The 12,947-nt window shown below is 67.3% G+C and carries 10 protein-coding genes and 1 tRNA gene; 6 read left to right on the forward strand and 5 right to left on the reverse strand.

The genetic code is table 11. From position 1 onward, the window contains the following. The first annotated feature begins 199 nt into the window (after positions 1-199). From otnC to O7R11_RS11030, 3 genes are all read left to right on the forward strand, one after another. Positions 200-835 (forward strand): 3-oxo-tetronate 4-phosphate decarboxylase, encoded by a 636-nt coding sequence (otnC, locus tag O7R11_RS11020; RefSeq protein WP_337997572.1) that lies wholly within the window; start codon positions 200-202, stop codon positions 833-835. A gap of 8 nt (positions 836-843) precedes the next feature. Further along, positions 844-1,659, forward strand: coding sequence for a DeoR/GlpR family DNA-binding transcription regulator (locus tag O7R11_RS11025; RefSeq protein WP_337997573.1), 816 nt, complete (start codon positions 844-846; stop codon positions 1,657-1,659). A gap of 69 nt (positions 1,660-1,728) precedes the next feature. Then, positions 1,729-1,893, forward strand: coding sequence for a hypothetical protein (locus O7R11_RS11030; protein WP_337997574.1), 165 nt, complete (start codon positions 1,729-1,731; stop codon positions 1,891-1,893). A gap of 5 nt (positions 1,894-1,898) precedes the next feature. Here the strand turns inward: O7R11_RS11030 and O7R11_RS11035 are convergent, their stop codons facing one another. The 5 genes from O7R11_RS11035 to O7R11_RS11055 all read right to left on the reverse strand — a co-directional run bounded on the left by O7R11_RS11035 (position 1,899) and on the right by O7R11_RS11055 (position 7,626). Further along, the gene (locus tag O7R11_RS11035) at positions 1,899-2,672 is read right to left on the reverse strand and encodes an ion transporter (protein WP_337997575.1); all 774 of its coding nucleotides are present in this window, start codon (positions 2,670-2,672) and stop codon (positions 1,899-1,901) included. A gap of 183 nt (positions 2,673-2,855) precedes the next feature. Beyond that, a tRNA-Ile gene (locus O7R11_RS11040) sits at positions 2,856-2,932 on the reverse strand. A 47-nt stretch (positions 2,933-2,979) separates the two neighbouring features. Further along, on the reverse strand, positions 2,980-5,043 hold the full coding sequence (rpoD, locus tag O7R11_RS11045) for an RNA polymerase sigma factor RpoD (protein WP_337997576.1): 2,064 nt from the start codon (positions 5,041-5,043) through the stop codon (positions 2,980-2,982). Between the two features lie 281 nt (positions 5,044-5,324). Next, positions 5,325-7,127 carry a DNA primase gene (gene dnaG / locus O7R11_RS11050; protein ID WP_337997577.1) on the reverse strand — a complete coding sequence of 601 codons (1,803 nt, stop codon included), beginning with the start codon at positions 7,125-7,127 and terminating at the stop codon, positions 5,325-5,327. 37 nt (positions 7,128-7,164) lie between these two features. Further along, on the reverse strand, positions 7,165-7,626 hold the full coding sequence (locus tag O7R11_RS11055; protein ID WP_337997578.1) for a GatB/YqeY domain-containing protein: 462 nt from the start codon (positions 7,624-7,626) through the stop codon (positions 7,165-7,167). A gap of 271 nt (positions 7,627-7,897) precedes the next feature. Here O7R11_RS11055 and carA point away from each other — a divergent pair, with 271 nt between their 5' ends. Genes carA through greA form a run of 3 tightly spaced genes read left to right on the forward strand, consistent with a single transcriptional unit; the run spans position 7,898 to position 12,945 of the window. Beyond that, positions 7,898-9,103, forward strand: coding sequence for a glutamine-hydrolyzing carbamoyl-phosphate synthase small subunit (carA, locus tag O7R11_RS11060; RefSeq protein ID WP_337997579.1), 1,206 nt, complete (start codon positions 7,898-7,900; stop codon positions 9,101-9,103). Between the two features lie 42 nt (positions 9,104-9,145). After that, positions 9,146-12,415: a carbamoyl-phosphate synthase large subunit gene (gene carB, locus O7R11_RS11065; protein ID WP_337997580.1), complete on the forward strand. Its 3,270-nt coding sequence runs from the start codon at positions 9,146-9,148 to the stop codon at positions 12,413-12,415. A 56-nt stretch (positions 12,416-12,471) separates the two neighbouring features. Further along, a complete protein-coding gene (gene greA / locus O7R11_RS11070; protein ID WP_337997581.1) occupies positions 12,472-12,945 on the forward strand; it encodes a transcription elongation factor GreA in 474 nt (157 codons plus the stop codon). The last annotated feature ends 2 nt before the right edge of the window (positions 12,946-12,947 follow it).

Genomic DNA, 12,947 nt, shown 5'->3' on the forward strand with positions numbered 1-12,947 from the left:
TTTTCAGTAAAAAATAAATAAATTCGTAGTAAATTTTACATATTTGTTTCCGTATATGTTGGTAACATTTGTAATTTCTGCGCGATATGTGCGGTTAATGATTATATTTATTGATTTATATAGATTTTCTCTTTTTTATTCCGGCCGACTGCCGTGCGCACGGCCCGGAATCGGATGAAAACAGCGGCACGGAGCCAGCATGGCAGAGTTACACATTCGCGAACACATGGTGGCCCTGGGGGCCTCGCTCTTCGCCAGGGGATACAGCGCCGGCAGCGGCGGCAACCTGTCCGTCCGTCTGGACGACGGCACCTTTCTGACGACCCCCACCAATTCCTGCCTCGGCCGCCTGGATGCGGGCCGGCTGTCCCGGATTCGCCTGGACGGAGCCCTGGTTTCGGGCGATTCCCCAACCAAGGAGAGCGCCTTTCACCTCGCCCTCTACCGGGCCAAGCCCGACTGCGGCGCGGTGGTCCACCTGCACAGCACCTATGCGGTTGCACTCTCCTGTCTTCTCGGGCTAGACGAACAGGATGTGATTCGCCCCTTCACGCCCTACTATGTGATGAAGATCGCACCGTTGCCGCTTCTGCCCTATTTCAAACCCGGCAGCCCGAAGCTGGCCGAACTTCTGGAGGCGAAGGCCCCCACAGCCAAGTGCTTCCTCCTAGCCAACCACGGCCCCGTGGTCACGGGGAAAAATCTGGAGGACGCGGTCAACGTCGCCGAAGAACTGGAGGAAACCGCAAGGCTGGTCTTCCTGCTGCACCAGGGACAGGGTGGGGTGCGCCATCTCAGCGGTGCGGAAATTCGGGAACTCCTTCCCATCCATTGAGGCGATCGATGATTCCAGCCGAACGACAGCAGCGAATCCGGGAAGCCCTCGACGCCAGAGGGATGGTCAGCATCGCCGAAATGGCCGAGAATCTGGGCGTATCCCAGATGACGTTACGCCGCGACATGCAGGCCCTGGAACGGCAGGGCTACGCCGTCCTGGTTTCCGGCGGGGCGCAGAAGACCGGCCGCATCGCCTTCGAACTGCCGCAAGTGGAAAAGCGCCGCCTGCAGTACGCGGAAAAGACCGCCATCGCGCGGAAGGCGGTGTCCCTGATCCGTCCCGGCGCGGCGGTGTACTTCGACGCGGGGACCACCTGCCTGGCCATCGCCGAGGCTCTGACCCAGCAGAGCGAGCTTGGCGACACGATTCTGGCGATCAGCAACGATTTCACGGTGGTCACCCACCTGATGCTGCATTCGGATTGCCGCCTGTACCACACCGGCGGCGAGGTGCTGCGCGACAACAAATCCTGCGTCGGGGAAACCACCGCCAACGTCATCAGCCGCCTCAACCTGGACCTGGCGTTCCTCTCCACGTCGTCGTGGAATTCCGAATGGGTCTCCACGCCGAGCGAATCCAAGATCGCGGTCAAGATCGCCGCGGTCCGGGCCTCGCAGCGTTCGATCCTGGTGTCGGATTCCACCAAGTACGGCAAGGTCGGCTTCTTCAACATCATCAAGCTGCAGGAACTGGACGGCATCATCACCGACACCGGGCTGCCGCTTGCGGTCCAGGAACAGATGGTGCGGTCCGGCATCAACCTGATGCTGGTCGAACCCTCGGCCGCGGCCGGGCCCGGCGAAGTCCAGGAGCAGGCCTGACCCCGCCCGGCCGGCGCGCTTGCGCAGGAAGTTCCGGACGCCGTCCGCCATGCCGCCGGGATCTGGCCGGTGCGCAATCCGGCCCGGTTCCGCCGCAGCGTCGGCACCCGCCTCACCCTGGAAAGCACCGCTGCGGCGCACGCCTTCTACCACGCCCAGGACTTCCGCGACGACGGCGCGCCGCAACCCTGCTGCGGCGTCCTCGCCCAGCCGATGGCCGAGGTGCTGGGATAAGCGTTCTAGTTCTTCCCGGTCTCGGCGGCACGCGCCTGGCGCCGTGTGCGGTACTGCTCGATGAACGCCCCCGCGAGGATGCCGCTCGGCAGCGCCACGGTGCCGATCCCGACCACGGCGAAAAGACCCGCCGCCACCTTGCCGACGGCGGTTTCCGGATACACGTCGCCGTACCCCACGGTGGTCAGGGTCGCCACGCCCCACCACATGGCGCGCACGATGCTGCCGAACTTCTCCGGCTGCGCCTCTCCCTCGCAGGCATAGAGCACGACGGAGGAGAGGTACCAGAGCGCCGTGGAAAGCGACAGTGCCACCAGCAGTTCCCGGTAGCAGGACCGCAGGGCATCCAGCACCAGCCGGAATGCCGGAAAATACCGGGCGATCTTCAACAGCCGGATGACGCGGAAAGACCGCAGAAAGCTCGGCGGCGACGGCACGGCAAGAAAACACAGAAGCTCCGGCGCGAAGGCGATGAAATCGACGGCGAGCATGAAGCGATTGGCCTTGACGTACGCCCACAGGCCGCCCCGCCCGCCGAACCGCGCCTCGGCTCCGGCGGACCAGAGCCTCAAGACGAATTCGGCCGCGAAAACCCACAAGAACACGTTGTTCAACAAGACGAAAATGCCGCCTTGCCCGGTGCGGAAGGCGACCTCGGTTTCCAGCGTATAGAGGACAATGCTCGACAGGATGACCAGCACCAGAACCCGGTTGGCGGCCGACAGCCCCTTCTGCCGCCTGGATTCGGTTTCTAGCTGGTCGTACACCACACGCCGCATCGAGCGGCGGCTCCCCCGCGCAACCATGGCGAACCCTCCCCCATCCCCTTTGCCGGAACGGTGGAATTTTCAACGGAAAGAAGAGGAAAGGCAACAGATCCCGCCACCCAGAGGGAAAGCCCCCTCCACGGCACTCCGCAGCTCCGCCTGAGACCTGACGATGAACCGGCAAACGAGGGGGAATGGTGGGCCCGGCAGGACTCGAACCTGCAACCAGACCGTTATGAGCGGCCGGCTCTAACCAATTGAGCTACAGGCCCGGGAGTTCCGGGAGGGAAGGAGGGGGCGGGACCGCCCCCTTTCCGGATCAGGTGTCGAGGAAGCTGCGCAGCTTGCGCGAGCGGCTGGGGTGCTTGAGCTTGCGCAGCGCCTTCGCCTCGATCTGGCGGATGCGCTCGCGCGTCACCGAGAACTGCTGGCCCACCTCTTCCAGGGTGTGGTCGGTGTTCATGCCGATGCCGAAGCGCATGCGCAGCACGCGCTCCTCGCGCGCGGTCAGGCTGGCGAGCACGCGGGTGCAGGTTTCGCGCAAATTCGCCTGGATCGCCGCGTCGAGCGGCTGCACCGCGTTCTTGTCTTCGATGAAGTCGCCGAGGTGGCTGTCTTCCTCGTCGCCGATCGGGGTTTCCAGGCTGATCGGCTCCTTGGCGATCTTCATCACCTTGCGCACCTTTTCCAGCGGCATGGTGAGCTTGTCGGCGAGTTCCTCCGGCGTCGGCTCGCGGCCGATCTCGTGCAGCATCTGGCGGGAGGTGCGCACCAGCTTGTTGATCGTCTCGATCATGTGCACCGGGATGCGGATGGTGCGCGCCTGGTCGGCGATGGAGCGGGTGATCGCCTGGCGGATCCACCACGTGGCGTAGGTGGAGAACTTGTAGCCGCGGCGGTATTCGAACTTGTCCACCGCCTTCATCAGGCCGATGTTGCCTTCCTGGATCAGGTCGAGGAATTGCAGTCCGCGGTTGGTGTACTTCTTGGCGATGGAGATCACCAGGCGCAGGTTGGCCTCGATCATCTCCTTCTTGGCGCGGGTGGCCTCGCGCTCGCCCTTCTGCACCGTGGCGACGACGCGGCGGAACTCGCCGATCGGCATCCCCGCCAGCGAGGCGACCTCGGAAATCCCGTCGCGGATCTTCTGCGCCTCGGCGCCGTGGCGCTCGACGAACGCCACCCAGCCCTTGCCCGGCCGCGCCGCCACCTGCTCCACCCAGGTGGGGTCGAGCTCGCAGCCGCGGTACGCCTCGAGGAAGTCCTCGCGCTTCACCTTGCACGCCTCGGCGAGGCGCAGCAGGCGGCCCTCGTGGTTCATCAGGCGGCGGGAATAGCCGTTGAGCTGGTCCACCAGCTCCTCGATGCGGCCGGTGTTGAGGTGCACCGTCGCCATCAGGCCGACCAGTTCCGCCTTCAGCTTTTCATAGCGGCGCTCGGTGGTCGGCGCCACCGGCTTGCCGCCCTGCAGCGCGGAGAGGCGCTGGTCCTGCACGCGGCGCATCTTGACGTAGGTGGCGCCGATCAGCTCCAGGGTGGCGAGCACCTGGGGCATCAGGGCCTCCTCCATCGCGGCGAGCGACACCGTCGCCTCGTCCGCGCTCTCGCCCTCCTCGGAGACCGCTTCCTCGTCCTCGTCCTCGCCGCCGGCCGCCGCCGCGGGCTCGTCGCCGTTCTCCGCGGGTTCGTCGTCGTTCGCCGGGGCGTCGTCGTCATTCGCCGCCGCGGGGGCATCCTCCGCCGCGCCGGGCTCCGCATCCTCCACGCCGGGCTCGGCCTCCTCCTCCGCCTCCGCCTCGTCCTCGCCGATCGGCTCGCCGCCGTAGGTGGCGTCCAGGTCGATGATGTCGCGCAGCAGCATCCGGCCGTTCTGCAGGCTGTCGTGCCAGACCAGCACGTGCTTGATCGTCAGCGGGCTTTCGCACAGGCCGCCGATCATCATCTCGAGGCCCGCCTCGATGCGCTTGGCGATGGCGATTTCGCCCTCGCGGGAGAGCAGCTCCACCGAGCCCATCTCGCGCAGGTACATCCGCACCGGGTCGTCGGTGCGGCCGATCTCGTCTTCGTCCACATTGCCGGCGGCGGCTTCCTGCGGGTCATGCGCCGCGTCGTCGGCGGCCTCGGCGGTATCCTCCGCCTCCGCCGCATCGACTACGGAAACGCCCATCTCGGACAGCATCGCCATGGTGTCCTCGATCTGCTCCGAGGACACCTCGTCCTGCGGCAGGGCCGCATTGAATTCGTCGTAGGTGATGTAGCCGCGTTCGCGGCCCTTGGCCACCAGCTTCTTCGCCGCGACGCCCCAGGCATCGAGGAGAGGGCCGTCGGCCGTCTCGTCGTGGGAGTCCTCGCCGACCGTAGATGCAGCCGCTTTCGTCACCATGAAATATCCGCTCCCTCGAGGCCCTTTCCGGGCCGCACGCCCCGCCCGCGACGGCGCGCAGTGTGCGAAAAATCACCGGCCGGGCTCCGCGCCCCCCGACGCGTCTACACTTCTGCCCGAACCGGACCGGCACCGGAGTTCGACTTGGTTGCGCCACGCGCCAAAGTCAAGCCAGGAGCACGCCGCAGCACGCCCCGCGCGAACGCCGAAGTCCCTCCCGATGAAACGGCTGATTTACGGAGCGCGGAAGCGGTTGTCAACCGCTTTCACCGGGAAAATCGTCAGGATTCGCCATCCAGGCCGCGCAGGCGCTCCCGCTCTTGCCGCAGGGCGCGCAGGCGCTGCCACAGCGCATCGCTGGGATCGCCCTCCATCGCCGCCTGCACCGCCGCGATTTCCTCGGCCAGCGCCGCGTCCTTGAGCGTCGCCACCAGGTCGGCGATGCGGCCGTCCGCCTCGAACGGCGAAAGCGCCGCCCAGCGCATGCGCTCCGCCCAGTCGCGCACCGGGGCCAGCGCCTCCGGGGCCACCCGCGCCGCGACGAGGCTCGAAAGCGCCGCGTCGTCCACCTCCTCGCGCACGTCGGCGAGCACGCCGAGCAGCGCGTCGAGGAAGGCGCCTGCCCGCGCGTCCGCGACGCGGATGCGGCTCACCGTCTCCAGATGGCGCAACGCATAGAGCGGCCGCGCGTAAAGCCCGGCGGCGAGCTGGCATTCGTTGGCGCGCGCCGCCGTGGGCTGCGCCGGCGGCGGCCCGGAGAGCACCGGGGGGCGCGGCTCGAAGCGGCGGTTCGCATTGCGCGGCGCGGGCGCGGGGCGCGCCGCGCGGAAGAGGTCGAACATCCGGCCGCGCAGTTCCTGCTGGTACTGCGCGCGCACCGAGTCGTCGCCGATGCGGCCGGCAAGCTCCTTGATGTCGCGCTCGAGCGCGGCGCGGCGCTCCGGCGTGGCGAGGTCGCGGCCCTCCACCGTCATCTCCCACAGCACGTCGGCGAGCGGCCGCGCCGCCGTCAGCACCGCCTCCATCGCGGAACGGCCCGCGGACTTGATCAGTTCGTCCGGGTCCTTGCCGCCGACCATCAGGGCGAAGCGCAGCGAGCGCCCGGGCTTGAGTTCCGGCAGGGCGCGCTCCGCCGCGCGGCGCGCCGCGCGTTGCCCCGCCGCGTCGCCGTCGAAGCAGAGGATCGGCTCGTCGCAGAGGCGCCACAACTCCGCCAGGTGGCCCTCGGTCAGCGCGGTGCCCAAGGGCGCCACCGCCTCCGCCAGGCCCGCCTGGGACAGCGCGATGACGTCCATGTAGCCCTCCGCCACGATCACCCGCCCGGCCTCGAACGCCGCGGCGCGCGCCTGCGCCAGGCCGTAGAGCACCCGCCCCTTGTGGAACACCGCGCTGTCGGGGGAGTTGAGGTATTTCGGCTGGCCGTCGCCGAGGATGCGCCCGCCGAAGGCGATCACCCGGCCGCGCCGGTCGGCGATGGCGAAGGTGAGGCGGTCGCGCAGGATGTCGTAGGAGGACCGCCCGTCGTCGGGAATGCCGATCAGCCCGGCCTCGGCCAGCGTCGCCTCCTCCCAGCCGTCGCGCAGGAGCGCCGCCTTGAGCGCGTTGCCCGCGGGCGCATAGCCGAGGCGGAAGCGCGCCACGGTCTCCTCCGACAGTTCGCGCCGCGCCGCATAGGCGGCGGCGGCCCGGCCCTCCGGCATGCGCAGCTTCTGCTCGTAGAACTTGCAGGCCGCCTCCAGCGCCTCCAGCACCGTGGCGTCGCGGCGCGAGCGCGCCGCCTCCTCCGGCGTCGCCTGGGGCACGTCCATCCCCGCCTGCGCGGCGAGGCGCTCCACCGCCTCCATGAAGGAAAGGCCGTTCGCCCGCATCTCGAAGGAGAGCACGTCGCCGTGCGCGCCGCAGCCGAAGCAGTGGTAGAAGCCCTTGTCGGCGCTCACCGTGAACGACGGCGTCTTTTCGCTGTGGAAGGGGCAGAGGCCGGAATACTCGTGGCCCTTGCGGACGAGCTTCACCTTGCGCGCCACCACGTCGGCGATCGGCACGCGCGCGCGCAGCTCGTCCAGAAATCCCCGTGGCAGCGACATTCCGAATCACCCGTGGCGCGGCCGTGCCGCTTTGCGCTCAGGCCGAGAGCAGGGTCTTGGCGCAGGCCGAGGCCTTGGCGAAGTCCATGCTGCCCGGATAGCGCTCGCGCAGCACCGCCATCACCTTGCCGATATCCTTGAGCGCGGAGGCCCCGGTCTCGGCGATGGTGGCGTCCACCGCGGCGCGGATTTCATCCTCGCACATCTGCCGCGGCAGGAATCCCTCGATGATCTCGATCTCCGCGGCTTCCTTTCCGGCCAGCTCCGGCCGGTGGCCCTGCTCGTACATCTTGATGCTCTCGCGCCGCTGCTTCACCATCGATTGCAGCAGGGCGACGATTTCCTCGTCGGAAAGCCCTTCTTCGCGGCCCTTGCCGCGCTCCGCGATGTCGCGGTCCTTCAACGCCGCGAGACTCAGGCGCAGCACCGAGGTCGCCAGTTCGTCGCGGCCGCGCACCGCCTGCTTCAGGGCTTCGTTCAATGCGATTCGAAGAGACACGATCGTTCCCTCGCCCTCAATGCCCACCCAGAAAAACGAAGGATTTCCCCCCGGAACCCCGGCTTCCCCGCCCCTGCGGCCAAGCGCCGTGACGGGAGTCCGGAGCCTAGCCCATTCCGGCGGCCATTTCAAATCCTTACTCCTTGAATAACGCATTGAAATATCTTACTTTTCATAAAATCCAGGGAATCCTTGACGACGCCCCGCGCTTGGCTTAGGTAACGGCGGTTTGACATGTACCCACGCGATGACTGGAAGGATGGATGAGTCGATGAGCAGAACAGCGCCCACCGATGCGGTTTCGTTCGCCCCGGAATTCGGCGCGTTTCCGCGCCCCGCCGGAGCAACCGGGGTGGTGGTTCTGAACGACGGCACCCTGTTTTGGGGAAAGGGACTCGGCGCACCCGGTGCGGCTGTCGGCGAGGTGGTGTTCAACACCGCGATGACCGGCTATCAGGAGGTCCTCACCGACCCGTCCTACGCCGGACAGATCATCACCTTCACCTTTCCGCACATCGGCAACGTCGGCGCCAACGCCGAGGACATCGAATCTCCCACCCCCTTCGCGCGCGGCCTGATTCTCCATACCGACATCACGCCGCCCTCCAACTGGCGCGCCACGCAGCCCTTGAACGCCTGGCTGGCCTCGCACGGGCTGGTCGGCATCGCGGGGATCGACACCCGTGCGCTGACCCGGCGCATCCGCACCGCGGGCGCGCCGGTGGGCGTCATCGCGCATGCCCCGGACGGCGCGTTCGACCTCGATGCGCTTTATCGGCAGGCCATGGCGTGGCCGGGCCTCGCCGGCATGGACCTGGCGAAGGACGTCTCCTGCCGCCAGACCTACGCCTGGGACGAGAGCCTGTGGACCCTGGGCGAAGGCTACGGCCGCCAGACCGCCCCCACCACCCACGTCGTCGCCGTGGACTACGGCGCGAAGCGCAACATCCTGCGCTGCCTCGCCGCGGCGGGGTGCAGGGTCACCGTGGTGCCCGCCACCGCCACCGCCGAGGACATCCTGCGGCATGCCCCGGACGGGGTGTTCCTCTCCAACGGCCCGGGCGACCCGGCGGCGACCGGCGAATACGCGGTGCCGGTGATCAGGAACCTGATCGCGAAGGAGGTGCCGATCTTCGGCATCTGCCTGGGGCACCAGCTGCTCGCCCTGGCGTTGGGGATGACCACCCACAAGATGGACACCGGCCACCGCGGCGCCAACCACCCGGTGAAGGACCTCGCCACCGGCAAGGTGGAAATCACCAGCCAGAACCACGGCTTCGTGGTGGACGAGGCGAGCCTCACGCCCAACGTGAAGATCACCCACCGCTCGCTGTTCGACGGCTCGGTGGAAGGCATCGCCTGCACCGACAAGGCCGCCTTCGCGGTGCAGTACCACCCGGAGGCCTCGCCGGGCCCGACCGACAGCCACTACCTGTTCGCGCGTTTCATGGAGATGATCGCCGCGCACCGGCGCTGAGCCGGCCCGACCGCCCGACCGCGTTCTCATTCGGAAGTGATCATGCCAAAACGTACCGACATCCAGAGCATCCTCGTCATCGGCGCCGGACCCATCGTCATCGGCCAGGCCTGCGAGTTCGACTACTCCGGCGCCCAGGCGTGCAAGGCGCTGCGCGACGAGGGCTACAAGGTCATCCTGGTCAATTCCAACCCGGCGACGATCATGACCGACCCGGAGACGGCGGACGTCACCTACATCGAGCCGATCACCCCGGAGATCGTCACCCGCATCCTGGAGAAGGAGCGGCCCGATGCGCTCCTGCCCACCATGGGCGGCCAGACCGCGCTCAACACCGCGATGGCGCTGGCCGATTCCGGCGTGCTCGACCGCCTGGGGGTGGAGATGATCGCGGCGAAGCGCGACGTCATCGCCAAGGCGGAGGACCGCCAGCTGTTCCGCGACGCGATGGACAAGATCGGCCTCGCCTCGCCCGCGAGCCGCGCCTGCCACACCGTCGAGGAAGCGCGCGAGGCGCTGACCGGGATCGGCCTGCCGCTGATCATCCGCCCCTCCTTCACCTTGGGCGGCCAGGGCGGCGGCATCGCCTACAACCTCACCGAATTCGAGACCATCGTGCGCTCCGGGCTCGCCGCCTCGCCGGTGCACGAGGTGCTGGTCGAGGAATCCGTCCTCGGCTGGAAGGAATTCGAGATGGAGGTGGTGCGCGACAAGGCGGACAACTGCATCATCATCTGCTCGATCGAGAACGTCGATCCGATGGGCGTGCACACCGGCGATTCGATCACCGTGGCGCCGGCGCTGACGCTGACCGACAAGGAATACCAGATCATGCGCAACGCCTCGATCGCGTGCCTGCGCGAGATCGGGGTGGATACCGGCGGCTCCAACGTGCAGTTCGCGATCAACCCGCAGGACGGGCGCATGGTCATCATCGAGATGAACCCGCGCGTCTCCCGCTCCTCGGCGCTCGCCTCCAAGGCCACCGGCTTCCCCATCGCCAAGGTGGCGGCGAAGCTCGCCGTGGGCTACACCCTCGACGAGCTGATGAACGACATCACCGGCTGCACGCCCGCCTCCTTCGAGCCGACCATCGACTACGTGGTTACCAAGATTCCGCGCTTCACCTTCGAAAAGTTCCCGGATGCCGAACCGCTGCTCACCACCTCGATGAAGTCCGTCGGCGAGGCGATGGCGATCGGCCGCACCTTCGCCGAGAGCCTGCAGAAGGGCCTGCGCAGCATGGAGACCGGGCTGACCGGCCTGAACGAGGTGGAGATCCCCGGCGTCGATCCCGACAATGCGGAGATCACCCGCGACGCGGTGATGAAGGCGCTGGCGCAGCCCACGCCGGACCGCCTGCTGGTGATCGCCCAGGCGTTCCGCCACGGGCTTTCGGTCGCCGAGATCAACCAGGCGTGCGCCTACGACCCGTGGTTCCTCGAACAGATCCGGGAGATCGTCGCCGCCGAGGACGGCCTGCGCAGGAACAACCTGCCCACCGACGCGCAGGGCATGCAGCGGATCAAGGCGATGGGTTTCTCCGACGCGCGGCTGATGGAGCTCACCCGGCGCACCAGGAAGGAAGTCCTCTTCCGCAGCGACATCCTCAACGTCCACCCGGTGTTCAAGCGCATCGACACCTGCGCCGCCGAGTTCCCCTCCAAGACGCCCTACATGTACTCCTGCTACGAGGGCAACGGCCTCGCGCCCGGAGAGTGCGAATCCGAGCCCTCGGAACGCTCCAAGGTGATGATCCTCGGCGGCGGGCCCAACCGCATCGGCCAGGGCATCGAGTTCGACTATTGCTGCGTCCACGCCGCCTTCGCGCTGAAGGAGGTCGGCTACGAGACGATCATGGTCAACTGCAACCCGGAGACGGTGTCCACCGACTTCGACACCTCGGACCGCCTCTACTTCGAGCCGCTGACCGAGGAGGACGTGATCGCCATCGCCCGCAAGGAGCAGGAGAAGGGCTACCTCAAGGGCGTCATCGTGCAGCTCGGCGGGCAGACCCCGCTCAAGCTTTCCAAGGCGCTGGAAGCGGCGAAGATCCCGATCCTCGGCACCTCGCCGGACGCCATCGACGTGGCGGAAGACCGTGAGCGCTTCCACGACCTGTTGCAGAAGACCGGCCTCAAGCAGCCGGTCAACGGCACCGCCCGCTCGGTGGAGGAGGCGCGCAAGGTCGCCGCGCAGATCGGCTATCCGGTGGTGATCCGCCCGTCCTACGTGCTCGGCGGACGCGCCATGCGCATCGTCCACAACGAGGCGGCGCTCAACGCATACATGGGCAGCGCGGTGAAGGTCACCGGCGACAGCCCGGTGCTGATCGACAACTACCTGCAGGACGCCATCGAGATCGACGTGGACGCCATCGCCGACCACACCGGCGTCTACGTCGCGGGGATCATGCAGCACATCGAGGAGGCGGGCATCCACTCCGGCGATTCCGCCTGCTCGCTGCCGCCCTATTCGCTCTCCGCCGAGATGATCGCCGAACTCAAGCGCCAGACCCGCCTGCTCGCCAAGGAGCTGGACGTGATCGGCCTGATGAACATCCAGTTCGCGATCAAGGACGGCGAGGTCTACCTGCTGGAGGTCAACCCGCGCGCCTCGCGCACCGTGCCCTTCGTCGCCAAGGCCACCGGCGTGCCGGTGGCGAAGATCGCCTCGCGCGTCATGGCGGGCGAGACTCTCGCCTCCTTCGGCCTGGTGGAAGGCTTCCCCGCGCATGTCGCGGTGAAGGAGGCGGTGTTCCCGTTCGCCCGCTTCCCCGGCGTCGATATCCTGCTCGGGCCGGAGATGAAATCCACCGGCGAGGTGATGGGCATCGATTCCGACTTCGGCCGCGCCTACGCCAAGGCACAGCTCGGCGCGGGCACCGGCCTGCCGCTTTCCGGCACCGTGTTCATCTCGGTGAAGGACCGCGACAAGGCCGCCGCCGTCGCCGTCGCCCGCGACCTCGAGGACCTCGGCTTCAAGGTCGTCGCCACCCGCGGCACCGGCAAGGTGCTGGCGGATGCGGGCCTGCCGGTGACCATCGTCAACAAGGTGATGGAGGGCCGCCCGCACTGCGTCGATCTGATGATCTCCGGCGGCGTGCAGATGGTGATCAACACCACCGACAGCGCGATGTCGGTGACCGACAGCTTCTCGATCCGCCGCACCGCCCTGGTCAACAACATCGCCCACACCACCACGATGACCGGCGCGCACGCCGTGGTCGCGGGGATTCGGGCGCTGAAAATCGAAGGGCTTGATGTCCGCCCCCTGCAAGGTTACTTTCAAACTCCTTTGCCGGAGGCGTGATCGAGGCGGTCGAACCGCCGCGGCAATCTCTCCCGACTGAACTGAGGGTATGGGACATGGAGAAAATTCCCATGACTCCCGATGGGTTCGCCCGTCTGGAGGAGGAACTGAAATACTTGAAGGGCACCGCCCGGCCGGACGTGGTGAAGGCCATCGGCGAGGCGCGCGAACACGGCGATCTCTCGGAGAACGCCGAATACCATGCCGCGCGCGAACGCCAGAGCTTCATCGAGGGCCGCATCAAGGAACTCGAGGACCTGGTGAGCCGCGCCCAGATCATCGACATCTCGCTGATCTCCGGCGACCAGGTGCGGTTCGGCGCCCGCGTGCTGCTCTCCGACGAGGACACCGACGAAGAGAAGGAATACCAGATCGTCGGCGCGCACGAGGCCGACATCCGGGGCGGGCGCATTTCCATCGTCTCGCCGCTGGGCAAGGCCCTGATCGGCAAGAAGGCCGGGGATTCGGTGGACGTCTCCACCCCCGGCGGCCGCAAGTCCTTCGAAATCATCGAGGTCCGCTACGCCTAAAT

The organism is Oleispirillum naphthae (assembly GCA_027864655.1).
Classification (GTDB): Bacteria; Pseudomonadota; Alphaproteobacteria; order Rhodospirillales; family Rhodospirillaceae; genus Oleispirillum; species Oleispirillum naphthae.

Excerpts from the sequence above, each read along its gene's own strand:
- otnC (WP_337997572.1), top strand. The coding sequence starts at position 200 with ATGGCAGAGTTACACATTCGCGAACACATGGTGGCCCTGGGGGCCTCG.
- O7R11_RS11025 (WP_337997573.1), top strand. The coding sequence starts at position 844 with ATGATTCCAGCCGAACGACAGCAGCGAATCCGGGAAGCCCTCGACGCC.
- O7R11_RS11035 (WP_337997575.1), bottom strand. The coding sequence starts at position 2,672 with ATGCGGCGTGTGGTGTACGACCAGCTAGAAACCGAATCCAGGCGGCAG.
- rpoD (WP_337997576.1), bottom strand. The coding sequence starts at position 5,043 with ATGGTGACGAAAGCGGCTGCATCTACGGTCGGCGAGGACTCCCACGAC.
- dnaG (WP_337997577.1), bottom strand. The coding sequence starts at position 7,127 with ATGTCGCTGCCACGGGGATTTCTGGACGAGCTGCGCGCGCGCGTGCCG.
- carA (WP_337997579.1), top strand. The coding sequence starts at position 7,898 with ATGAGCAGAACAGCGCCCACCGATGCGGTTTCGTTCGCCCCGGAATTC.
- carB (WP_337997580.1), top strand. The coding sequence starts at position 9,146 with ATGCCAAAACGTACCGACATCCAGAGCATCCTCGTCATCGGCGCCGGA.
- greA (WP_337997581.1), top strand. The coding sequence starts at position 12,472 with ATGGAGAAAATTCCCATGACTCCCGATGGGTTCGCCCGTCTGGAGGAG.